The sequence below is a fragment of the Microbacterium sp. UNCCL10 genome (genome assembly GCF_000746195.1).
In the GTDB taxonomy this organism is placed as follows: Bacteria; Actinomycetota; Actinomycetes; order Actinomycetales; family Microbacteriaceae; genus Microbacterium; species Microbacterium saccharophilum.
This window is the reverse complement of sequence record NZ_JQKT01000008.1, coordinates 363,975-386,902: the sequence shown is the minus strand read 5'-3', so window position 1 is coordinate 386,902 and position 22,928 is coordinate 363,975. Positions and strand designations below refer to the sequence as shown.

The 22,928-nt window shown below is 70.7% G+C and carries 24 protein-coding genes; 12 read left to right on the top strand and 12 right to left on the bottom strand.

Features of this window, described 5'->3' with window-relative positions; translation table 11 throughout:
• The first annotated feature begins 18 nt into the window (after positions 1-18).
• A complete protein-coding gene (locus BR85_RS15690; RefSeq protein ID WP_166657803.1) occupies positions 19-147 on the top strand; it encodes a GrpB family protein in 129 nt (42 codons plus the stop codon).
• Between the two features lie 152 nt (positions 148-299).
• Here BR85_RS15690 and BR85_RS15430 read toward each other — a convergent pair whose 3' ends face one another.
• A complete protein-coding gene (locus BR85_RS15430) occupies positions 300-758 on the bottom strand; it encodes a hypothetical protein (protein WP_155947967.1) in 459 nt (152 codons plus the stop codon).
• A gap of 298 nt (positions 759-1,056) precedes the next feature.
• On the opposite strand from BR85_RS15430, the gene BR85_RS10415 reads away from it, so the two are divergent.
• On the top strand, positions 1,057-1,554 hold the full coding sequence (locus tag BR85_RS10415; RefSeq protein ID WP_028496174.1) for a hypothetical protein: 498 nt from the start codon (positions 1,057-1,059) through the stop codon (positions 1,552-1,554).
• A 19-nt stretch (positions 1,555-1,573) separates the two neighbouring features.
• Here BR85_RS10415 and BR85_RS10410 read toward each other — a convergent pair whose 3' ends face one another.
• On the bottom strand, positions 1,574-1,921 hold the full coding sequence (locus BR85_RS10410; protein ID WP_028496175.1) for a TraR/DksA family transcriptional regulator: 348 nt from the start codon (positions 1,919-1,921) through the stop codon (positions 1,574-1,576).
• A gap of 6 nt (positions 1,922-1,927) precedes the next feature.
• Positions 1,928-2,833, bottom strand: coding sequence for a TerC family protein (locus tag BR85_RS10405; protein WP_028496176.1), 906 nt, complete (start codon positions 2,831-2,833; stop codon positions 1,928-1,930).
• 101 nt (positions 2,834-2,934) lie between these two features.
• Between BR85_RS10405 and BR85_RS10400 the strand changes: the two genes are divergently transcribed.
• The 8 genes from BR85_RS10400 (at position 2,935) to BR85_RS10370 (ending at position 9,655) form a co-directional block, all read left to right on the top strand.
• A complete protein-coding gene (locus BR85_RS10400; RefSeq protein ID WP_231478636.1) occupies positions 2,935-3,159 on the top strand; it encodes a hypothetical protein in 225 nt (74 codons plus the stop codon).
• A gap of 164 nt (positions 3,160-3,323) precedes the next feature.
• Positions 3,324-5,657 carry a phosphoribosylformylglycinamidine synthase subunit PurL gene (gene purL, locus BR85_RS10395; RefSeq protein ID WP_036272638.1) on the top strand — a complete coding sequence of 778 codons (2,334 nt, stop codon included), beginning with the start codon at positions 3,324-3,326 and terminating at the stop codon, positions 5,655-5,657.
• On the top strand, positions 5,654-5,788 hold the full coding sequence (locus tag BR85_RS15805) for a hypothetical protein (protein ID WP_261798686.1): 135 nt from the start codon (positions 5,654-5,656) through the stop codon (positions 5,786-5,788). Before purL ends, BR85_RS15805 begins: the two co-directional genes overlap by 4 nt.
• A gap of 54 nt (positions 5,789-5,842) precedes the next feature.
• Positions 5,843-6,805: a patatin-like phospholipase domain-containing protein gene (locus BR85_RS10390; RefSeq protein ID WP_197018612.1), complete on the top strand. Its 963-nt coding sequence runs from the start codon at positions 5,843-5,845 to the stop codon at positions 6,803-6,805.
• A gap of 29 nt (positions 6,806-6,834) precedes the next feature.
• Positions 6,835-7,569 carry a hypothetical protein gene (locus BR85_RS10385; protein WP_028496178.1) on the top strand — a complete coding sequence of 245 codons (735 nt, stop codon included), beginning with the start codon at positions 6,835-6,837 and terminating at the stop codon, positions 7,567-7,569.
• Between the two features lie 96 nt (positions 7,570-7,665).
• The gene (locus BR85_RS10380; protein WP_028496179.1) at positions 7,666-8,043 is read left to right on the top strand and encodes a GntR family transcriptional regulator; all 378 of its coding nucleotides are present in this window, start codon (positions 7,666-7,668) and stop codon (positions 8,041-8,043) included.
• Positions 8,040-8,963: an ABC transporter ATP-binding protein gene (locus BR85_RS10375; RefSeq protein ID WP_028496180.1), complete on the top strand. Its 924-nt coding sequence runs from the start codon at positions 8,040-8,042 to the stop codon at positions 8,961-8,963. The genes BR85_RS10380 and BR85_RS10375 overlap by 4 nt, the downstream gene beginning before the upstream one ends.
• A complete protein-coding gene (locus BR85_RS10370) occupies positions 8,960-9,655 on the top strand; it encodes a hypothetical protein (RefSeq protein ID WP_028496181.1) in 696 nt (231 codons plus the stop codon). The genes BR85_RS10375 and BR85_RS10370 overlap by 4 nt, the downstream gene beginning before the upstream one ends.
• A 6-nt stretch (positions 9,656-9,661) precedes the next feature.
• Here BR85_RS10370 and BR85_RS10365 read toward each other — a convergent pair whose 3' ends face one another.
• Genes BR85_RS10365 through BR85_RS10355 form a run of 3 tightly spaced genes read right to left on the bottom strand, consistent with a single transcriptional unit; the run spans position 9,662 to position 12,503 of the window.
• Positions 9,662-9,967: a chorismate mutase gene (locus BR85_RS10365; RefSeq protein ID WP_028496182.1), complete on the bottom strand. Its 306-nt coding sequence runs from the start codon at positions 9,965-9,967 to the stop codon at positions 9,662-9,664.
• A gap of 50 nt (positions 9,968-10,017) precedes the next feature.
• Positions 10,018-11,223: a lactonase family protein gene (locus BR85_RS10360; protein WP_028496183.1), complete on the bottom strand. Its 1,206-nt coding sequence runs from the start codon at positions 11,221-11,223 to the stop codon at positions 10,018-10,020.
• A complete protein-coding gene (locus tag BR85_RS10355) occupies positions 11,220-12,503 on the bottom strand; it encodes an adenylosuccinate synthase (RefSeq protein WP_028496184.1) in 1,284 nt (427 codons plus the stop codon). The genes BR85_RS10360 and BR85_RS10355 overlap by 4 nt, the downstream gene beginning before the upstream one ends.
• Positions 12,504-12,604: 101 nt before the next feature.
• Between BR85_RS10355 and argG the strand changes: the two genes are divergently transcribed.
• Positions 12,605-14,047 (top strand): argininosuccinate synthase, encoded by a 1,443-nt coding sequence (argG, locus tag BR85_RS10350; protein WP_028496185.1) that lies wholly within the window; start codon positions 12,605-12,607, stop codon positions 14,045-14,047.
• 96 nt (positions 14,048-14,143) lie between these two features.
• Positions 14,144-16,705 (top strand): penicillin acylase family protein, encoded by a 2,562-nt coding sequence (locus BR85_RS10345; protein WP_331280852.1) that lies wholly within the window; start codon positions 14,144-14,146, stop codon positions 16,703-16,705.
• A 1-nt stretch (position 16,706) separates the two neighbouring features.
• On the opposite strand, the gene mnhG is transcribed toward BR85_RS10345, so the two are convergent.
• Genes mnhG through BR85_RS10315 form a run of 6 tightly spaced genes read right to left on the bottom strand, consistent with a single transcriptional unit; the run spans position 16,707 to position 22,899 of the window.
• Entirely contained in the window at positions 16,707-17,063 is a 357-nt protein-coding gene (gene mnhG / locus BR85_RS10340) for a monovalent cation/H(+) antiporter subunit G (protein WP_028496187.1), read from the bottom strand.
• Positions 17,060-17,332 (bottom strand): MrpF/PhaF family protein, encoded by a 273-nt coding sequence (locus BR85_RS10335; protein WP_028496188.1) that lies wholly within the window; start codon positions 17,330-17,332, stop codon positions 17,060-17,062. Before BR85_RS10335 ends, mnhG begins: the two co-directional genes overlap by 4 nt.
• The gene (locus BR85_RS10330; RefSeq protein ID WP_028496189.1) at positions 17,329-17,883 is read right to left on the bottom strand and encodes a Na+/H+ antiporter subunit E; all 555 of its coding nucleotides are present in this window, start codon (positions 17,881-17,883) and stop codon (positions 17,329-17,331) included. Before BR85_RS10330 ends, BR85_RS10335 begins: the two co-directional genes overlap by 4 nt.
• The gene (locus BR85_RS10325; RefSeq protein WP_028496190.1) at positions 17,880-19,439 is read right to left on the bottom strand and encodes a Na+/H+ antiporter subunit D; all 1,560 of its coding nucleotides are present in this window, start codon (positions 19,437-19,439) and stop codon (positions 17,880-17,882) included. The genes BR85_RS10330 and BR85_RS10325 overlap by 4 nt, the downstream gene beginning before the upstream one ends.
• Positions 19,436-19,969, bottom strand: coding sequence for a Na(+)/H(+) antiporter subunit C (locus tag BR85_RS10320; protein ID WP_028496191.1), 534 nt, complete (start codon positions 19,967-19,969; stop codon positions 19,436-19,438). The genes BR85_RS10325 and BR85_RS10320 overlap by 4 nt, the downstream gene beginning before the upstream one ends.
• Positions 19,966-22,899 (bottom strand): Na+/H+ antiporter subunit A, encoded by a 2,934-nt coding sequence (locus BR85_RS10315; protein WP_028496192.1) that lies wholly within the window; start codon positions 22,897-22,899, stop codon positions 19,966-19,968. Before BR85_RS10315 ends, BR85_RS10320 begins: the two co-directional genes overlap by 4 nt.
• Positions 22,900-22,928: the final 29 nt, after the last annotated feature.

Sequence of the window (22,928 nt, the reverse complement as noted above, 5' to 3'; positions counted from 1 at the left end):
GCCTGAGGTATTGGGATCGTGGCAATCACCGTCGCTCCCTACTCGCCGGGATGGCCCGTGCAATTCGAGCGCGTGGCAGCAATGCTGCGGGTGCCGTTGCGCGATGTGCGCATCGTCGGCGTCGAGCACTCGGCTATTCATTCGTAGAAGGGCACGGGAATGGATCCCATCCGTAATCCCTGTTCTCCCGGCGCCGGCCGCAAGCCAGCAGCTCTGGTCGGACGAGACGATGCGCTGCGCGGGTGGTCGACCTCTCTGGAGAGAGTCCAAATCGGACGCACCGATCAGCCTTACGTGCTCTACGGGCTTCGTGGAGTGGGGAAGACCCGAAGCTCATCGACGACCTCTCCGATGCCGCCGATGAGGAGGGCACCGGGTTGGCCATCCTCATCGACGAAGCTCAAGACCTCCAGGACGCCGAGCTCGCCACGCTCTGCACGATCGCTCACGCGGCCGCGCAGGACAACTGGCCCGTGCTCTTCGCCTTTGCCGGCTTGCCAAGCTTGCCCCGCATCCTCGCCGAAGCGCGCTCCTACGCAGAGCGGTTTCAGTACACACATATCCGGCAGCTCGACACCGAGGTGGTAGCCCAAGCGTTGACCATTCCTGCTGCAATCGAACAGGCTGAGTGGAGCGACGAAGCTGTCGATGTCGTCGTGGAGGCCTCGGGGAGATCCCCCTGCTTCCTGCAACAGTTCGGCCAGGAGACGTGGAACGTCGCCACGGGACCTCGCATCGAGGTCGACGACGCAAGGCATCGCTCATCAGCAAGGGCCTCATCTACGCCCCGGAGCACGGGGTCATCGCTTTCACAGTGCCAGGAATGGCCGCCTTCATCGACCGCCAGATCGCTGCGTAGCAAACGTCGCTCGTCCGAACTCAGCAATCGACGGCGCGAACCCCACCGGAAAGTGTCACGACAACATAGGCCCTTCGCCGCCGCCAGGCCCTGTTGCGCCTGACATTCAGTGTCATCTCAACGCGTTCCCGACACTTTCTGCCGGACACCTCGGCCGCCCGGCGGGCCCCGCCACCCGGCGCCCGTAGGATCCGATCATGAAGCACCGCATCCTCATCCCGATCGCGCTGACCGCGCTCCTGCTCACGGGGTGCTCAGGCAGCCCCTCGACCCCTGCCGGCGAAGGAATTGGAGGCGGCAGCTCCGCGTCGGCACCCCCTGCGGAGCCGACGACCCCGGCCGCGGAGCCGACGCCTCCCGCCGCGGACCTGGACCTCACCGGCGAGTGGAAGCAGACGAACTCGGACTCGGCCACCTCGTACCAGACCGCCACGATCGCCGGTGACGTGATCACGGTCAACTGGGTCAACGAGGCGGAGTCCACGACGGCGCTCTACTGGATCGGCACTTACGAGGCACCCACCGAGGCGACCGACACGTTCACGTGGACGTCTGTCGGTGACGTCGAGAAGATGGATCCCGCGCTTCTGGCCTCCGGCGACGAATCGAAGGTGTTCACCTACGAGGACGGCACGCTGAAGTACGAGCTGACCGCGATGAGCGTGGCGATGACCGTGGAGATGGCGAAGCAGTAGGTCCACCGCCGGCTCCCGCTCAGGCGCGCTGCGCACAGGCGACGCAGAGCGTCGCCATCGGCCGGGCCTCCAGCCGCGCCGGCGGGATCGGCCGGCCGCACGACGCGCACACGCCGTAGGATCCGTCGGCGACGCGCTGCAGCGCGGCATCCACGTCCGCCCGCTCGGCGCGGGCCGCCCGGCGGAGCGCCTCGACGCGCTGCCACTCGCCGGAGAGCGTCGATCCCTCCGGGTCGTGCTCGTCGTCGGCGGTGGCGTCGGCGCGGTCGACGCGGATGCTCTCCTCATCGCGATCGAGCCGCGCGAGCATCTCATCGAGCTCGCCCGCCCGCGCGCGCAGCGCGCGCTCCGCCTCCCCGCCGATCATCGGACGTCAGCCCAAGCCGTGCCGGTCGTCGGGCCCACCGGCATCCGTCCCTGCGACGGGGCGACCCGACAGTCCCACGGAACCGGCGCCGGGATCGGTCGAGGTCGCGGCACGGACGGCCACCGACTCGTCGATCGCGGGATAGGTCGGCCGCAGCTGCACGGGGCCGGAGGAGCGGGCGGCGTCGCGACGCCGCTTGCGTGCCGCGGCAGCAAGGTTGAGGCCTTCGACGAAGATCGCGAACGCCATCGGGCCGTAGATGAGCGCCTTGTCGATCTTGATGTGGAAGCCCTCAGCGATGAGGAACACGCCGATGAGGAGGAGGAACGACAGGGCCAGCATCTTCACGGTCGGGTGCGCGTTGACGAACGCGAAGATGAAGCGCGAGGCGAACAGCATGATGCCGAAGGACAGCACGACGGCCGCGATGATGACGATCATGTTGCTCGTCATCCCGACGGCCGTGATGACGGAGTCGAGGGAGAAGACGAGGTCGAGCAGCAGGATCTGCACGAGCACGCTGCCGAAGGTCGCCGTCGCGACCTTGTCGCCGGGACCGTGGTGCTCCTCGGCGCCCTCCAGCTTCTGATGGATCTCGTGCACGGCCTTGTAGACGAGGAAGAGACCGCCGACGATGAGGATGAAGTCCTTCACCGAGAACTCCAGCTCGCCGAGCGTCACGATGGGCTCGGTCAGGGTGATGATCCAGCCGGCGAAGAAGACCAGCAGCACGCGCATGAGCATCGCCAGCGTCAGCCCGAGGTTCCGCGCCCGCGCCTGCTGGGCGACCGGGAGCCTCGAGGAGAGGATCGAGATGAAGATCACGTTGTCGACGCCGAGCACGAGCTCGAGGACGAAGAGCGTGAGGAAGACGGCGATCAGGTCGGGCGAGAGCTCGAGCGAGAAGTCCATCACCCCAGCGTAAGCGGCTACCGTCCGGATGCGGACCGGTCAAGCCCCTGGGGCGACGCGCGCCGCACCAGCGATCCTGAGGGAGACGAAAGGAGTCCGTCATGTCCGACGCGACCCAGGGAGACACCACGATGCCGAGCGACGACCCGCAGGCCGGCGCGCAGCACGCGCCCGAGGACGAGCCCACGACGGCCGAACTCGAGGAGCCCAGCACCGAGAAGGACCCCGGCGAAGAGCCGAAGGCGCCCCCGGCGAAGGACGGTGAGCCGAGCCATCACGCCGTCGGCATCGGCATCCTCGACGACGAGGAACCGCACCGGGACTGAGCCCCCGGCGCGCGGCGCGAATGGTGGCGCTGCGCGCCGGCTCAGCGCGCGCGAGGCGGCGCATCCTGACCCCTTTTCCAGGCAGCCGCACCGCCGGGAGGGGGTGCGAGCGGCGCCGGTAGGATGAGACCATCCCCGGCACCCGAATCTTGGAGCCCAGCCGCGTGAGCACCCCTGTCGCAGACACCGTAGAGAACGCCGTCGCCACGCCGGAGAAGGAGCAGCCGTACGCGGCGCTCGGCCTCAAGCCCGACGAGTACGACCGCATCCGCGAGATCCTCGGGCGCCGCCCGACCTCCGGCGAGCTGGCGATGTACTCCGTCATGTGGAGCGAGCACTGCTCGTACAAGTCGTCCAAGAACTACCTCCGCCGCTTCGGCCAGAAGGTGTCCGAGGAGATGAAGACGCGGCTCATGGTCGGGATGGGGCAGAACGCCGGCGTCGTCGACGTCGGCGAGGGCTGGGCGGTGACCTTCAAGGTGGAGTCGCACAACCACCCGAGCTACATCGAGCCGTTCCAGGGCGCCGCGACCGGCGTCGGCGGGATCGTGCGCGACATCATCTCGATGGGCGCCCGGCCCGTCGCCGTCATGGACCAGCTGCGCTTCGGTGCCATCGACCACCCCGACACGGCGCGCGTCGTGCACGGCGTCGTCTCCGGCATCTCGTTCTACGGCAACTGCCTGGGCCTGCCGAACATCGGCGGTGAGACGGTGTTCGACGCCGTCTACCAGGGCAACCCGCTCGTCAACGCCCTCGCGGTCGGGGTCATGCGCCACGAGGACATCAAGCTCGCCAACGCGACGGGCGCCGGCAACAAGGTCGTCCTCTTCGGTGCCCGCACGGGCGGCGACGGCATCGGCGGCGCCAGCATCCTGGCATCCGACACCTTCGCCGACGGCGGACCCACGAAGCGTCCCGCGGTGCAGGTCGGCGACCCGTTCGCCGAGAAGGTGCTCATCGAGTGCTGCCTCGAGCTCTACAAGGGGGAGCTCGTCGAGGCCATCCAGGACCTGGGCGCCGCGGGCATCTCGTGCGCCACGAGCGAGCTGGCCGCCAACGGCGGCTCCGGCATGCGCGTCGACCTCGAGAGCGTCCTGCTGCGCGACCCCTCGCTCACGCCCGAGGAGATCCTCATGAGCGAGAGCCAGGAGCGGATGATGGCGATCGTCGCGCCGGAGAAGCTCGACGCCTTCCTCGCCGTGACCGGCAAGTGGGATGTCGAGACGTCCGTGCTCGGCGAGGTCACCGGCGACGGGCGCCTCCAGATCTTCTGGCACGGCGAGGAGATCGTCAACGTCGACCCCTCCACGGTCGCGGTGGACGGTCCGGTCTACGACCGGCCGGTCGCCTACCCGACGTGGATCGACGCGCTGCGCGAGGACTCGGCCTCGGCGCTGCCCCGCACGGACGACCCGGACACGCTCCGCCGCCAGTTCCTGCAGCTCGTGTCGAGCCCCAACCTCGCCGACACCGCGTGGATCACGAACCAGTACGACTACTACGTCATGGGCAACACGGCGCTGAGCTTCCCGGACGATGCCGGCATGATCCGCGTCGACGAGGAGTCCGGCCTCGGCTTCGCGATCTCCACCGACTGCAACGGGCGCTATTGCCAGCTCGACCCGTACGCCGGCGCGCAGCTGGCCCTCGCGGAGGCCTACCGCAACGTCGCCGTGACCGGCGCCGTGCCGACGGCCGTCACCGACTGCCTGAACTTCGGCAGCCCGGAGAACCCCGAGGTCATGTGGCAGTTCGGGCAGGCCGTGGACGGTCTCGCCGACGCGTGCCTCGAGCTCGGCGTCCCCGTCACCGGCGGCAACGTCAGCTTCTACAACCAGACCGGCGACACCCCGATCTTCCCGACCCCCGTCGTGGGCGTGCTCGGGATCATCGACGACGTCGCGCGCCGCATCCCGAGTGGCTGGCAGGATGCCGGTGAGAACATCTACCTGCTCGGCGTCACCTCCACCGAGCTCAGCGGCTCCTCGTGGGCCGGCACCGTGCACGGGCACCTCGGCGGCCGCCCGCCCGCCGTGGACCTGCAGAACGAGAAGAAGCTCGCCGAGCTCATCCACGCCGCCTCCCACCAGGAGCTCATCGCCTCGGCGCACGACCTGTCCGCCGGCGGGCTCGGGCAGGCTCTCGCCGAGGGCGTGCTGCGCTTCGGCGTCGGCGCGCGGGTGTGGCTGCGCGAGATCATGGAGCGCGACGGCGTGGATGCCGCGACGGCCCTGTTCAGCGAGTCCACCGGCCGCGTCATCGTGTCGGTGCCGCGCGAAGAGGACGTGAAGTTCCGCGGCCTCTGCGAAGGACGCGGCTACCCCGTCCTGCGCATAGGCGTGACCGATCCCGCGGCCGTCGGAGAAGAGCCGGCCCTCGAGGTCCAGGACCTGTTCACCGTGCCGCTCTCCGAGCTGCGCGCGGAGTCGCGGGGGACGCTGCCGGCGGCCTTCGGGGCGATCATCGAAGAGATCCCCGTGGAGGCCGGCGCATGAGCGACCAGGACGAGTATGCCGGCTTCGGCGACCGGCGGGCGACCCGCATGAAGATCGTCGCGTGGACGGTGATCGGCGCCCTGGTCATCGTCGGCGGCGGCGCCACGGTCCTCGCCCTCCTGTTCGGCTGACCCCGCCCGCTCGATCCCCGCTGCACTCCCAGGCGGAGTGGCTAGCATGACGACGTGGACCTCTGGGTGGCGATCGCCGAGTTCTGGTGGGTGGCCCCGGCCGTCATCGGCACGGGGGCCGTCGGCTGGTTCGGCGTGCGCCGGCAGCGGGCCGCGCATGCCCGGCGGCTCGCCTACGACGCGGCCCGGCACGAGCTGCGGGATGCGCGCACGACCGCGGCGGGCGCCCGCGCAGAGGTGCGCGTCGCACGCGCCGACCTCGCCCGCGTCCAGGCCGAGCGCGCCGCGGGACGGGCATCGTCGAGCGATGTGACCCGCGCCCGGAACGAGCTCATCCGCGCCCAGCGCGACGCGCGGGCCCTGGCCGCCGGCGTGCGTGCCCAGCGTGCCCGCGTCGCCGCCGCGCGCGCCGTGCTGCCGGGTGCGGCATCCGACCCGGCACGACTGCCCCTCGCGCAGCTCATGACCGCGCACGACACCGTCACGCGACGCTGGCTCGACTACGAGACCGACCCGGCCAAGCTCATCGCCTTCCCGGTCATGAGCGACGTCCGCTCGCCGCTGACCGCCGTGTACCTCGCCGAGCGCGCCACGGCGCAGCGCCTGCGCCCCCGATCGGCGCAGACCCCGATGTCGCCGGGCGAGTTCGCGGCGTACCGCGACGCCGTCCACCGGCTCGAGGCGAGCTTCGACGCCGCGGAGAAGGAGGCGTGGCGCCACGCGCGCGCGAGCGGCGCCGTGCCGCCTGCCGAAGACGAGCCGTCGGCGCCGCGGTGGACCCAGGTCGCGCAGCGCGTCACCGAGACCGTCATCGCCTCGTCGGCCGACGTCATCGCCCGCGTGGGCGACGCCGCGCGTTCCGCCGCGCGCAGCGATGCGCCCGCCGACGCTCCGGTCGACCCCACGCCGCCGCGCACGACGCCTTCGTCGCCCCCCGCGCCTCCCGCCCCCGACGCGCCCCCTCCGCCGGTGTGGCCCGTGCCGTCGCGTTCGAGCAGACGGCCGCCTCGTCCGTGACGCCTGCCGCGGTTGCATAGCATGGCACCGTGGACGCCTTCTTCGACTTCCTCCGCGGGTACTGGTGGCTGGCGTTCCCGCTCATCGGAGCCGCGGGCGGCATCGCGCGCGGCTGGGAGAGCGCCGCGCGGCGGCGGCACAAGCGGCGCCTGGAGATCATCCGCGCCAAGAGCGAACTGAAGGCCGCCTCGCGCGTCACCGTCGCGACGGCCTCGGAGCCGAAGCCCATCACGCGCGCCTCGCCGGTGCCCACGCAGCTCGAGCAGCTGTTCCATGCGCACGACGCGGTCACGGCCCGCTGGCTGGAATACGAGCTGGATGTCGCGAAGCTCATCGCCTTCCCGACGATGAGCGACGGCCGGCAGGAGCTCACCGCGGCGTTCCTGCGGGCGAAGAAGACGGCCGACAATCTGCGTCCGCGCTCGGCCGACGAGCGCATCAGCGCGGGCGACCTCGCCGCGTATCGCGCTGCCGTGACCGACTTCGAGGTCGCCTTCGACATCGCCGAGCGCGATGCGCGGCGCGTCCGCGACTCCTCGTTCACCGAGGGCGAGCGGAAGCGGCTGAACACCGCGAAGCAGCTCCTCACCGTCGCGATCGATCAGGCTGCGACGCCTGCCGAGCGCCAGCTGGCGTACCGGCGCGTCCGCGAGGAGCTCGACGGGCTCCTCTCGATCTCCGACGAGGCCATCGAGGTGCTCGAGAAGAAGGTCGCCCTCGAGCTCGACGCCGGGCACTCGGCGAGCGACACGCCCGCCGACTGAGCGAGCCGCACAGCCCGCCGCACGCCGGGGGTTGACAGGCGCGTGCGTTCCATGGTTTCTTAGTCAAGTAACTAACCAACACACTCGGAGGTGCGGGTGATCGACGAGGGCCGGGCGCTCTTCCTGCAGATCGCGGAGAGCGTGGAGGACTCCATCATCGACGGCAGCCTCGCGCCCGAGGCCCAGGCGCCGTCGACGAACGAGCTCGCCGCCTTCTATCGCATCAACCCCGCCACCGCGGCGAAGGGGATCGCGATGCTCACCGACAAGGGCGTGCTCTACAAGCGCCGCGGGATCGGGATGTTCGTGGCGCCCGGCGCGCGCGACCTGCTCCTGGCCGAGCGCCGCAGTGCGTTCGCCGACCGCTACATCGACCCCCTCCTGGTCGAGGCCCGCAAGCTCGGTCTCGGCCCCGACGACCTCGGCCGCCTCCTCACGGAGCGCGCCGCCACGACGGAAGGAACCGCACGATGACCACCGTGATCGAGGTGCAGAACCTCACCAAGCAGTACCGCGACACGCTCGCCGTCGACGACGTGAGCTTCTCGGTCGAAGAGAACACGATCTACGGCCTCCTCGGCCGCAACGGCGCGGGGAAGACGACGATCATGTCGATCCTCACCGCGCAGAACTTCGCCACTCGTGGCGACGTCCGGATCTTCGGCGAGGAGCCATACGAGAACGCCCGCGTGCTCGGCCGCATGTGCTTCGTCCGGGAGAGCCAGCAGTATCCGGACGATGCCACGCCCCACCATGCGTTCCGCGTCGCGCGCCTGTTCTACCCGAACTGGGACCAGGAGCTCGCCGACCGGCTCGTCACCGACTTCCAGCTGCCGCTGCGCAAACCCATCAAGAAGCTGTCCCGCGGCCAGCTGAGCGCCGTCGGCGTCATCATCGGCCTCGCCGCGCGCGCCGAGATCACCTTCTTCGACGAGCCGTACCTCGGCCTCGACGCCGTCGCGCGGCAGATCTTCTACGACCGGCTCCTCGAGGACTACGCCGCGCACCTGCGCACCGTCATCCTCTCCAGCCACCTCATCGACGAGGTCTCCAACCTGCTCGAGCGCGTGCTCGTCATCGACCGGGGACGCCTCATCATCGACGAGGAGACCGACGCGCTGCGCGACCGCGCGACGCACATCGTCGGCGACAGCGCCGCCGTGGACGCCTTCGCGGTCGGCCGTGAGGTCATCCACCGTGAGAGCCTCGGGCGCGTGTCCGGCGTCACCGTGCTCGGCCCGCTGACGACGGCCGACCGCGCACACCTCGCCGATGCGGGCCTCGATGTCGCACCGGTCTCACTCCAGCAGCTGATCGTCCGCCTCACGCAGCACGCAGCAGGCGATGCCGAAGCGGACGACGCCGCCCGCGCCCAGGAAGGAGCGCTCCGATGAGCCGCACACTCAACGTCATCCGCATGCAGCTGGTGAACCGGCAGACCTATATCTGGGTGCCGCTGATCGTGCTCGCCGGATCGCTCGTGGTCACCCTCGCGATCTACGCGATCCTCATCAACGCGGGCGTGGACGGACCGAAGTACGGCGGCGGCGCGCAGGCGCCGCTCTGGCTCCTCGCCGTCGTGGGCGCGCAGGCCCTGACCCGGACCTTCCCCTTCTCGCAGGCGATGAGCGTCACACGGCGGGAGTTCTACCTCGGCACGATGCTGACAGCCATGCTGGCCGCGGCCGTCCTGGCCCTCATCTTCGTCGCCGGCGGGCTGCTGGAGCTGGCGACCGGCGGCTGGGGGATGAACGGGTACTTCTTCCACCTCCCATGGATCTGGGAAGCCGGCCCGGCTGTCGCAGGGCTGTTCTTCTTCGCGCTCGCGCTGCTCTTCTTCGCGGTCGGATTCTGGGGCGCGACGATCTACAAGCGCGCGGGGACGGCTGTGCTGATGAGCGTGATGATCGGGCTCGCGCTCGTGCTCGTCGCGGTGCTCTGGCTCGTAGGCCGGCTCAACGCGTGGGCGGAGGCGTTCGGCTGGTTCGCCACGCAGGGCGCTCTCGGGCTCGGCCTCTGGTCGCTGCTCGTGATCGCCGTGCTGGCAGCGATCAGCTATCTGACACTGCGGCGCGCGACGCCCTGACCTGGATCACTCGGCCTCGGCCGCGGCGGTGTGGTGGCGGATCACTTCGGCCACCACGAAGGTGAACCACTTCTGTGCGAACTCCGGGTCGAGGTCGGCGTCGGCGGCGAGGCGGCGCAGGCGCTCGAGCTGCTGCTCCTCACGGGCGGGATCGGAGGCCGGCATCCCGTGCTGCGCCTTCAGGACGCCCACCTGCTTCGTGCAGCGGAAGCGCTCGGCGAGCAGGAAGATCAGCGCGGCATCGATGTTGTCGATGCTCGCGCGCAGGTCGTGCAGCCGCGCGGTGGCGTCTTCGGGGGTGGCGTCGCTCATGGTGTGTCCTCCTCGTCCGAGGTTACCGGGCGGGCGGACGCGCCCCGGCCTCAGCCCGCGTCCGCCAGGATGCAGGACGGCGACGGCGCGACCGTGCGGTGGCGCACCCGCCCGGGCACGCCGGTGCGCTCGTCGAGCGTCAGCGAGGCCACCTCGTCGGAGTGCTGCCCGGCCACGAGCAGGGTGTCGCGGACCACGACATGGTGCCGCGGACCGCGCACGCCCGCTTCGGCGAGCGCGACCGGCGTGAACGCGGCACCGGTGTCGCGCACCCGCACCGAGGCGATGGCATCCGTTCCCCGCACGCCGGCGTACACGAACTGGGCGTCGCGGGAGAGCGCGACCTCCGCGGCCGCGTCGCCGGCCGACACGGCCGGCGAGAGCGGCGTCCCGTCGACGAGACGCCACGCGCCGGCGGCATCCGGAGCCAGCGCCAGCAGCTCGAGGGAATGCTCCGTCACGACGTACAGGTGACCGCTCGGATGCCACACCGTGTGCCGGGGTCCGCATCCGCGCGGCAGCACGACGCGACCGCGTTCGCGGAGCCGGCCGCCGGCGGCGCTCCAGAAGCGGACGAGGTCGAAGCCGGCATCCGTCGTCACGAGCGTGCCGTCCGGGAGGAAGCGGGCCTGGTGGGCGCGCGAGGACCGCCCCGCCGGCGGCGGCGCCTCGTCGGACGCGTCGGGCTGATCGGGCTCGTCGGCGAACGGCACGAGGTGCGCGAACTCGGCTCCGGCGGCATCCCGCAGGGCCCGCGCCGCGGCGGCGAGGTCGATGCCGGCGGCGGACCCGAGCGTGACCGCCCCGGACTCCGGCGACCCGTCACGCGAGCCGTACGGGTCCTCGGCCGCCCCCCCGATCTCCGGCGCGGCGGGCGTCCCGTCGGCGCCCAGCGCCATCCGCACGACGCGGCCGTCGCCCCAGCACGAGGCGATGAGCGAGGCGCCGTCCGGAGCGACCGCGACGTGGCACACCGCGTCCCCGGCCGCCACCGCGGAGCCCAGCCGGACGAAGGAGGCGTCGCCCGTGCGCCGGAACGCCTGCACGGTGCCCGCGCCCTCGAGCGCCGCATAGAGGACGTCGCCGCGCGGATGCCACGTGATCCACGACGGCGAGCCGCCGGTCGAGGCGGCGTCCGGACCGGTCCCGAGCGGGCCGCCGGCGAGCACATCGTGCGGGGTCCCGGCGTGCAGCACGCCGATGCCCGTCGCAGCGCCGGCCATCTCGGCGGTGTATCCGCCCAGCAGGAATCTCACACGAGGTCGTGGCGCACGATGACCGCGTCGCGCGCGGCCCCGACGCCGATGACGGAGATCCGCGTGTTGCTCATCGCCTCGAGGGCGAGGACGTAGTCCTGCGCCTCGATCGGCAGGTCGTCGAAAGAGCGGGCCGTGGAGATGTCTTCCTTCCAGCCCGGGAAGTACTCGTAGATCGGCTTCGCGTGGTGGAAGTCGGACTGGTTCACCGGCACCTCGTCGAAGCGCACGCCGTCGACGTCGTAGGCGACGCACACCGGGATCTGATCCAGCCCCGTGAGGATGTCGAGCTTCGTGAGCACGAGGTCGGTGATGCCGTTGATGCGGGTCGCGTAGCGCGTCACGGGGGCGTCGTACCAGCCGACACGGCGCGGGCGACCGGTCGTCGTGCCGAACTCGAAGCCGCGCGAGCGCAGCCAGTCGCCGGACTCGTCGAAGAGCTCCGTGGTGAAGGGACCCGAACCGACGCGCGTCGTGTAGGCCTTGACGATCCCGACGATGCGGTCCAGCCGGTTCGGGCCGACACCCGAGCCCGTCGAGGCGCCGCCGGCCGTGGCGGAGGAGGACGTGACGAACGGGTAGGTGCCGTGGTCGACGTCGAGCATCGTGGCCTGACCGCCCTCGAAGACGACGACGTCACCGGCGTCCAGCGCGTCGTTCAGGAGCAGCGCCGTGTCGGCGACCATGGGGCGCAGCCGGTCGACGTAGGACAGCAGGTCGTCGACGATCTCGTCGACGGCGATCGCGCGGCGGTTGTAGACCTTCAGCAGCAGGTGGTTCTTCTGGTCGAGGGCGCCCTCCACCTTCTGGCGGAGGATGTTCTCGTCGAAGAGGTCCTGGATGCGGATGCCGACGCGGTTGATCTTGTCTGCGTAGGCGGGGCCGATGCCGCGCCCCGTCGTGCCGATCATCCGCTTGCCGAGGAAGCGCTCCGTGACCTTGTCGAGCGTGCGGTGGTACTGCGTGATGACGTGGGCGTTCGCGCTCACGCGCAGTCGCGACGTGTCGAGGCCGCGCGCGTGCAGCGCCTCGAGCTCCGCGAAGAGCACCTCGAGATCGATCACGACGCCGTTGCCGATGACCGCGTTGACGCCCGGCGAGAGGATGCCGCTCGGCAGCAGGTGCAGCGCGTACTTCTCGTCGCCGATGACGACGGTGTGGCCGGCGTTGTTGCCGCCGTTGAACTTGACGACCCAGTCGGTCCGGTCGCCGAGGAGGTCGGTGGCTTTGCCCTTGCCCTCGTCTCCCCACTGGACGCCGACGATCACGATGCCTGGCATGGGTGCTCCCCCGTTATCGGACGGTTACACCCCATCTTATCGAGATGGCGCCGAGGAGCCGCCCGCAAAGGGGCCCGGGCCCGCTCGGTAGACTGGATCCCATGTCCAAGGTCCTCGAGTCCCTGCCCGTCGGCGAGCGCGTCGGCATCGCCTTCTCGGGGGGCCTCGACACCTCCGTCGCGGTCGCCTGGATGCGCGACAAGGGCGCTGTCCCCTGCACCTACACCGGCGACCTCGGTCAGCCCGACGAGGACGACATCGCCGCGATCCCGGGGCGCGCGCTCGAGTACGGCGCCGAGGTCGCCCGGCTCGTGGACTGCAAGACGGCCCTCGTCGAGGAGGGCTTCGTCGCCCTCGCGTGCGGCGCGTTCCACATCCGCAGCGGCGGCCGCACCTACTTCAACACGACCCCGCTCGGGCGTGCCGTCACCGGCACCCTGCTCGTGCGGGCCATGAAGGAGGACGGCGTCGACATCTGGGGCGACGGCTCCACCTACAAGGGCAACGACATCGAGCGTTTCTACCGCTACGGCCTGCTCGCCAACCCCGCCCTGCGCATCTACAAGCCCTGGCTGGATGCCGGCTTCGTCACGGAGCTCGGCGGCCGCAAGGAGATGAGCGAGTGGCTCGTCGAGCACGGCTTCCCGTACCGCGACTCCGCGGAGAAGGCCTACTCGACCGACGCGAACATCTGGGGCGCGACGCACGAGGCGAAGACGCTCGAGCACCTCGACGTCTCGCTGGAGACCGTCGAGCCCATCATGGGCGTGAAGTTCTGGGATCCGGCCGTCGAGATCGCCACCGAGGACGTCACCGTCACGTTCGATCGTGGTCGCCCCGTGGCGCTGAACGGCGTCGACTTCTCCGACCCGGTCGAGCTCGTTTCCGAGGCGAACCGGATCGGCGGCCGCCACGGCCTCGGCATGAGCGACCAGATAGAGAACCGCATCATCGAGGCGAAGAGCCGCGGCGTCTACGAGGCCCCGGGCATGGCGCTGCTCTTCATCGCCTACGAGCGCCTCGTCAACAGCATCCTGAACGAGGACACCCTCGCGACCTACCACGAGCAGGGCCGGCGCCTCGGGCGCCTCATGTACGAGGGTCGCTGGCTCGAGCCGCAGTCCCTCATGCTGCGCGAGTCGATCCAGAAGTGGGTCGGCTCCACGATCACCGGCTCCGTCACGCTGCGCCTGCGCCGCGGCGAGGACTACACGATCCTCGACACGACCGCGCCGCACATGTCCTACGGTCCGGAGAAGCTCTCGATGGAGCGCGTCGGCGACGCCGCGTTCGGCCCCACCGACCGGATCGGCCAGCTGACGATGCGCAACCTCGACATCGCCGACTCGCGCTCGCGCCTCGAGCAGTACGCGGGTCTGGGGCTCATCGGCGGCGCGACCGCGGAGCTCGTCGGCGAACTCGCCGGCGGCCACGCGGACGACATCACCGAGCGCGCGGAGCCGCAGGATGCCGCCGACGCCCAGCTGGCCGACGCGGTCGAAGAGGCCTCCGACTCGGCATCCTTCGACTTCGGCGCCGACTGAGCGCCGACCGGCTACGATTCCAGCACGGTCCCGTCCGTGCTGGGGGCAGGGCCCGTCACCGGCCCGCTTTCGGGGCAGCCCCCGGAGAGCGCTTCGATGACGATGCCCGACACCCTCGCGACCCCTGACGCCCCGCCGCGCCCGCGACTGTCACTGCGCAGAAGGGTCGCGATGGCCGTCGTGGGCCTCGTCGCGGTGGTCGTCGTCATCGCGCTCGTGGCCGCGGGGTTCGTCGTCTGGACGATCCAGCGCTCGTTCCCGCAGCAGGACGGCATCGTAAAGGCCGCCGGGCTCACCTCCGAGGTCACGGTCCACCGCGACGACCTCGGCGTCCCGACGATCGTGGCCGACAGCACGCACGACCTCTTCTTCGCGCAGGGCTATGTGCACGCCCAGGACCGCTTCTGGGAGATGGACTTCCGCCGCCACGTCACGAGCGGCCGGCTGTCCGAGCTGTTCGGCGCCTCCCAGCTCGGCACCGACGCGTTCCTGCGCACGCTCGGCTGGCGCCGCATCGCCGAACAGGAGGTGACGGCGCTCGACGGTCGGTCGCGCGGCTACTACGACGCCTACGCGGAGGGCGTGAACGCCTACCTGGCCGAGCATGACGGCGCGGACGTCTCGCTGGAGTACGCGCTCCTGGGCCTGCAGAACGCCGACTACGAGATCGAGCCGTGGACGCCGGCGGACTCCGTCGCCTGGCTGAAGGCGATGGCGTGGGACCTTCGGACCAACGTCGAGGAGGAGACCGAGCGCGCCCTGCTGAGGTCGGCCTACACGCCGGAGCAGATCGCGGAGCTCTATCCGGCCTACCCGTACGACCGCAATCCCGTCATCGTGCCGACCATCGCGGCGACGGGGGATGCCACGACGGATGCCGCACGCGCCGGCGTCCCCGGCCTCGCGTGGGAGGAGGTCGACGGCGTCCTCGAGGCCGTCGCGGCGCTCGTCGGCGACGCCGGCGAGGGGATCGGGTCGAACTCATGGGTCGTCTCGGGCGCGCTCACCGAGAGCGGCCTGCCGCTGCTGGCCAACGATCCGCACCTCGGCGCGTCGCTGCCGAGCGTGTGGCACCAGGTGGGTCTGCGCTGCCGCACCGTCACCGGCGCGTGCCCGTTCGAGGTGACCGGCTTCGGCTTCGCCGGGATGCCCGGGGTCATCATCGGCCACAATGCCGACATCGCGTGGGGCTTCACCAACCTCACGACCGATGTCACCGACCTGTACGTCGAGGCCATCGAGGGCGACGCGTACTGGCGGGGCGGCGAACTCGTCCCGCTCGAGCGACGGACCGAGACCCTGCGGGTCGCCGGCGGCGACGACGTCGAGCTGGAGATCCGCGCGACCGGGCACGGTCCCCTCGTGTCGGGCCTGACCGACGACTTCACGGCGACCGCCGAGCAGCCGGTCGAGGGCGCCCCGGGCGGCGAGCCGGCGGTGAGCCTGCAGTGGACGGCGCTGGAGCCCGGCACCACGGCGCGCGCACTCTTCGCGCTGAACACCGCCCGCGACTTCGCCGGGTTCCAGGCCGCCGCGGCGCTCTTCGACGTGCCGGCGCAGAACCTCGTGTACGCCGACCGCGCCGGGAACATCGGCTATCAGACGCCCGGCAGGCTCCCGATCCGCGGCGCCGGCGACGGTTCGCTGCCGCAGCCCGGCTGGGATCCGGCGTACGACTGGCGCGGCTACATCCCGTCCGACGAGCTCCCGATGCTCTACAACCCCGAGGCGGGCTACATCGTCACGGCCAACAACGCCATCGTGGGTGAGTCGTACCCGCACGAGCTCACGGTGGACTGGGACCACGGCTGGCGCGCCGCGCGCATCGTCGACCTCATCGAGCGGACGGCGGCGGCCAAGAAGCTGACGGCCGACGACATGAGCGCCATCCAGGCCGACCAGGAGTTCTGGATGGGCACGCGCCTCGCCGTCGCCTACGCCGGGATCGAGGTCGACGACGCGGCGACGCGGCGCGCGCTCGGCCTCCTCGCCGACTGGGACGCGCAGAACCTGGACCGCTCCCCGGCCGCCGCGTACGCGAACGTCCTGTGGGACGAGCTCGTGCAGGACCTCTTCTCCCGCCGGCCCGACCCGGCCCCGGTGTCCGGGCAGGACCGGCTCTTCACCCTCGTCGACCGGCTGCTCGACGACCCGGGGTCGTCCTGGTGGACGAACGAGCAGGTCGGGGTCGCGGGTCGAGACGAGATGCTGGCGCGCGCCGCGGAGGACGCCTCCGACCGGCTCACCGCGCTGCAGGGCGAAGACCCCGCGCAGTGGCGCTGGGGGACGCTGCACGCCCTGCCCCTGACGCACGCCAGCTTCGGCACGAGCGGCATCGCGCCCATCGAGGCGCTGTTCAACCGCGGACCCGTCCCGGTCGGCGGCGGCACATCGGTCGTGGACGCCACGGGCTGGACGATCGGCACCGGCAGCTTCGCGACCGTCACGGTTCCCTCGATGCGCATGACGGTCGACCTCGCCGACCTCGACGCCTCCCGCTGGAACCAGCTGACCGGCGTGAGCGGCCACGCCTTCCACCCGCACTACATCGACCAGGTGGAGGCGTGGCAGGAGGGCCGGCAGACGCCGTGGCCGTTCACCCTCGACGCCATCCGGGAAGCCGCCGCGCACACCCTCGCGCTCGTCCCGGCGGACTGACTCAGCCGCCCGCCGCGGGCGGCGTCTGCTTCGACTCGGCGAGCTCGTCCACGACGAGCGACTGCTCGTCGACGGTCCCGTTGCGGTATGCCTGCCGGCCCACCATGTGCGCCGACAGCGGGGCCGTGGCGAGCTGGATGAGGATCACAGGAAGGAGGAAGGCCGCCGCCTGCCAGGACCGCAGGCCGATCACGACGGCCAGGCAGATGAGGATGAACCCCAGCACCTGGGGCTTCGTGGCGGCGTGCAGGCGCGTCGGAACGTCGTGGAAGCGGAGGAGCCCGATCGCGGCGGTGACGCACAGCAGCGCCCCGATGAGGATGAGGACGAGCGCCACGATGTCCAGGATCTCGTTCATCGTCCCTCTCCGTCCCGCCGGGCCACGAACCGCGCGATCGAGATCGACCCGAAGACGCCGACCGCCGCCACGATGAGGAGCACGGGCAGGGTGCGGGTGTGGCCGTTGACGGCCATCTCCGCGCCGAGCGCGCACATCACGAGGGTCAGCAGCACGTCGGATGCCACGGCACGGTCGAGGATCGACGGACCGAGGATGATCCGCCACACCGTCAGCAGCCCCGCGACCCCGAAGGCCGCGTAGATGGCGATCAGCAGCACGTCGCTCATCGGCGTCCCTCCTCGGCCGCACGGATCTTCTCCACCTGCGTGCGCGAGCCCACCGCGCGCACGATCCGCTTCTCCCAGTGCATGACCGAGCGGCGCTGCGCCTCGATGTCGGCGGCATCCCGCACGCCGATGATGTGCAGGTAGAGGATGCGGCGATCACGGTCGACGTCGACGATGAGGGATCCCGGGATCAGCGACGCCGTGACGCCGACATGCGACATGATCAGGTCGTCGTCCGTCACGAGGGGGACCCCGATGATCGCGGTCCCCGGATAGCGGGCGGGGTTGATCACCTGCCAGGCCACGAGGAGCGACCCGCGGACGACGGCCAGGAGGAACTCCGAGACGAAGACGAACCCCCACCAGAGATTCACGCGCCCCGACAGCTCCACCGGGGGGAGGCGGAAGATGCGGGTGACGAAGATCGCGACGACGATGCCGGTGAGCAGGGACAGGACCGTGAACTGCGCCCAGAGCAGCATCCACAGCGCGACGAGCCAGATGAAGAACGGCAGCTGGCGCCAGATCGCGGAGAGGACCGTGGGGCTCATCGCTCCCCCTCCAGCTCGCTCAGGCTGATCGGATCCTGCAGCGCGTCGCCGATGCTCGCGCAGAGGTCGTAGAGGGGCCCCGCGAACACCGTGAGGGCGAGGGTGACGCCGACCATGCCGGTGGTCGCCGCCGTCATGATGCGCGGGATGACGCGGCGCTCGGTCTGCGTCGCGGCGGCCGGTGCGCCGTCGAGGTAGGAGATCCGCTCCGGCACGCCGGGGTCGTCGAGCTGATCGTCGTCCTCCCGCCAGAACGACAGGTTCCAGGCGCGCATGAGCGCGTAGAGCGTCAGCAGGCTCGTGACGATGCCGCCGATGATGAGGACGTACATGATCGGCGTCCCGACCTGGGCTGCGGCTTCGAAGAGGGCGAACTTCCCGATGAACCCGGAGAACGGCGGCAGACCGCCGAGGTTGATGGCCGGGAGGAAGTACAGCACGGCGATGACGGGCGCCGCCTTCATGAGCCCCTTGACCTTGAGGATCGACGTCGATCCGGCGCGACGCTCGACGAGGCCGACGGCGAGGAAGAGCGTCGTCTGCACCACGATGTGGTGGACCATGTAGTAGATCGTGGCGCCGAGGGCCGCGGGGGTCGCGACGGCGAGCCCGAACACCATGTAGCCGATGTGGCTCACGAGCGTGAACGACAGGATGCGCTTGAGCTCCGCCTGCGCGACGGCGCCGAGCACGCCGACGATCATGGTTGCGAGCGCCACCACGAGGAGCAGGAAGTTCACATCGTTGTCGCGGAAGATCTGCGTCTCGGTGCGGATCATCGCGTACACGCCGACCTTGGTCAGCAAGCCGGCGAACACCGCCGTGACGGGCGCGGGCGCGGTCGGGTAGGAGTCGGGCAGCCAGAAGGACAGCGGGAAGACGGCGGCCTTGATGCTGAAGGCGAGCAGCAGCATGAGGTGGAGCACGAGCTGCACGTCCTGCGGCAGCTCCGTCATCCGCTGCGAGAGCTGCGCCATGTTCACGGTGCCGAGCGCGCCGTAGATCGCGGCGATCGCGGAGAGGAAGAGGATCGACGAGACGAGTGACACCACGATGTACACGACGCCCGTGCGGATGCGGTTCTCCGTCGAGCCCAGCGTGATCAGCACGTACGAGGCCACCAGCAGGATCTCGAACCCGACGTACAGGTTGAACAGGTCGCCCGCGATGAACGCCGTGAAGATGCCGGCCGCGAGGATCAGGTACGACGGGTGGAAGATCGACACCGGCGTCTCGTCGTCGCCGTCGGCGGCGCCCTGACCGACCGAGAAGAGCAGGACGGCGAGCAGGACGATGCTGGAGACGACGACGAGGAGTGCCGAGAGGCGGTCGACGTAGAGGACGATGCCGAACGGCACGGGCCACCCGCCGACGGAGACCGCGAGGGGGATGCCGGTGCTGTGCACGTCGTAAAGGAGCACCGCGGCGACAGCCAGGACGAGGGTCAGCGTGATGATCGACACGCCGACCTGCACGCGCCGGCGGCGTCCGAAGATGAGCGCGACGGCGGCGCCCAGCAGGGGCAGCGTCGCCAGCAGCGGGACGAGGCCGCTCATCGGCCGTCCTCCCCGGGTCCGGTCGGCGAGTCCGTCGGGGCGTCGTCGCGGAGCGCATCGAAGTCGCGGCTGTGCAGGACGGTGATCGGAGCGGTGTCGAGGCCGACGAAGTCCGTCGTGGCGTCGTCGTCGGTGTCGCTGATCTCGTCGCCCATCGTGTCTTCGTCTTCGGCGGCGCGCACGCGGATCGCGAGGTCGGCCTCGTCGTCGTGCACCGTGTCGGCCTGGCCCAGTTGCCATGACCGGTAGATCAGCGCCAGCAGGAACGCCGAGACGGCGAAGGTGATGACGATGGCCGTCAGCGTCAGCGCCTGCGGCAGGGGGTCGCTCATCTCCTCGGGCGAGTCGGCGGAGCCGAAGAACGGGGCGACGCCGGGGCGGCCCATCACGACGAGGAGGAACAGGTTCGCCGCGTTGCCGAGGAGCAGGAACCCGATGAGCACGCGCGTCAGGCTGCGCTCGAGCATGGCGTAGACGCCGGCGGCGAAGAGGGCGCCCATGATGACGATGAGGACGAGCGAGACGTTCACGCGACACTCACCCCCCGCTCGCGGAGGTCCTGTGCCTGCCGGTCGACCTCGGCGCCGAGCGACCGCAGGACGTCGAGCACGAGCCCGATCACGACGAGGTACACGCCGATATCGAACAGCGTCGACGTGACGAACTCGACATGGCCGATGAGCGGGAGCTCCGCCTCGAAGAACGCGCTCGTCAGCGGCGGGGCGCCGAAGAGCACCGGCGCGAGGGCGGTCACGACGGCGAGCGTCATCCCCGCCCCCAGGAGCCGGCCGGCATCCGTCGGCGCCGCGGCGCCCAGCTCGTAGCGGCCGCCCGCGACATAGCGCATGACGAGCGCCATCCCGGCGACGAGGCCGCCGGCGAACCCGCCGCCGGGGAGGTTGTGCCCCGCGAAGAGGAGGTAGATCGACACGACGATGATCGTGTGGAAGAGGATGCGGACGATCACCTCGAGCACGATGGACCGGTTCTCCGGCCGCACCCGCTGCCCGCCGATGAGCCACGTCTGCCGCGTGCTGTCCGGCGACGCGGCCCGCGGCCGCGGGCCGTCGGTCGTCTCCACGAGCGGGCGGCGATGGCGGATGACCCCGGTCGGCATCGACGCCGTCCCGGCGGAGAGGTTGTCGGCGCGGTGCGTGACGAACACGAGGGATGCCACGCCCGTCGCGGCGAGGATGAGGACCGACAGCTCGCCCATCGTGTCCCAGCCGCGGAGGTCGACGAGCGCGACGTTCACGACGTTGCGGCCGTGGCCGAGCTCGTACGCGAGCTCGGGGAACCGGTCGGAGATGGGATCGGCCACCCGCGCCCCCGTGGCGACCAGCGCGATCATCGCCATCGTCGCACCCACGGCGACCGCGATGACGGCGCGGACGACGGGCAGGACGGACGCGTTGTGCTCGCCCATCCGTGCCGGGATGCGCCGCAGCACGAGCGCGAACGCCACGAGGGTGACGGTCTCGACGAGGATCTGGGTGAGCGCCAGGTCGGGCGCCCCGCTCGTCGCGAAGAGCAGCACCATGCCGAGCCCGGTGACCGACACGAGGACGACGCCCGTGTAGCGCTTTCGCGCGCGGACCGCGACTGCACCGGCGAGGATCATGATCGGCGCGACGACGAGCTGCATCGTCGTGTGCCAGCCCTCGAGCTCGATCTGCCAGTCGCCACCGGAGAGCAGGGCCGTGGCCTCGGCCGCGACGAACACGACGAAGATCGTGCCGACGTAGACGGGGAGGGACCCGCGCTGCGTGAAGGTCGTCGTCGCGACGGCCGCGCGCGCGATGCCGCGGAGGACGAGGTTGTACGCGTCGGCGGACGTGAACGGGAGCACGCGGGAGTGCCAGTTCGTCACGCGCACGAGCCCGAACAGCAGGATGCCGGCGGCGATCGTCCCGAGCGAGAGGAAGAGGGCCGGTTCCCAGCCGTGCCACAGCGCCAGGTGCTCGACGTGATCCGCGTGCGCCGGATCGGCGGCCAGGTCGGCGTACCCCGCGAACACGGCGTCGAGGGCGGGCGCGGCGATGCCGCCGACGATGGCGAGACCGGCGAGGAGCACCGGTGCCGCGAGGAAGCCGAGAGGCGGGTCGGGCCACGCCGTGACGGGACGGGGCTGCCCGGCGGCATCCTTCTTGGTCCAGAACGCGCCCCAGATGAAGCGGATGCCGTAGGCCGCCGTCAGCGCCGATCCGAGCAGGATGCCGATCAGCGCGACGAGCGCCCACGCGTCGTCCCGGGCGTACTCCAGCAGCGCCGCGAGGGTCGTCTCCTTCGCGACGAACCCGACGGTGGGGATGATCCCGATCATCGACGCCACCGCGATCATCGAGAACGCGGCGAGCGTCGGGGCCTGCCGGCCCACACCGGACAGTTCGCCGATGTCGCGCGTGGAGAGCTGGCGGTCGATGACGCCGACGACGAGGAAGAGTGCGGACTTGAAGAGGGCGTGCCCGAGCAGGAGGGCGAGGCCCGCGAGCGCCGTGTTACGCGAGCCGTAGCCGAGGACGGCGGTCAGCATGCCGAGCTGACTCACGGTGCCGAAGGCGAGGACGCGCTTGAGGTCGGACTCGCGCAGCGCCTGGATCCCGCCGAGGAGCATCGTGAAGACCCCGAGCGAGATGACGATCGGGCGCCACGGCTCGGCGAGCGCGAACGTCGGCGCGAACCGGGCGATGAGGTAGATGCCGGCCTTCACCATGGCGGCGGCGTGCAGGTACGCGCTCACCGGGGTGGGCGCTGCCATGGCCCCGGGCAGCCAGAAGTGGAACGGGAAGATCGCCGACTTGCTGAGGGCGCCGACGAGGATCATGACGATCGCCGCGTTGACGAGCGCCCCGCCCTCGCCCCGCCAGATCTCGCTCGTCGCGAGGATCTTCGACATGCTCGTCGTGCCGACGTGGACCGCGAGGAGCACGACGCCCACGAACATGACGAGCCCGCCGAGGGTCGTCACGAGCAGCGCCTGCAGGGCCGCACGTCGGCTCGCGCCGCGGCGGTGGTAGAAGCCGATGAGGAGGTAGGACAGGACGCTCGTGATCTCCCAGAACATCACGAGCACGACGATGTCATCCGTCAGCACGAGCCCGTACATCGCGCCGGCGAAGGCGAGCAGCACGGCGGAGAACTGGCCGACGCCGTCCTTCTTGCCGTCGAAGTACCAGCGGCAGTAGACCATGACGAGCGCGCCGACGCCCGTGACGATGAGGGCCATGACCCAGCCGAGCGTGTCCATGCGCATCGACAGGTCGAGACCGAGCTGCGGGATCCACACGTAGGTCTCGAACGGCGTGCGCCCCGCGAAGACGTCCGGCGCGACGAGGACGGCCTGGACGAACGCGGCGACCGGCACGAGGGCCGCGACGAGGAACGCGCGGGCCCCGATCCGTCCCACGAGCCACGGCAACGCCAGCGGGAGGACCGCGAACGCGCCGAGGAGGACCAGCAAGCGGGCCTCCTCAGAGCGGTTGTGGGGGG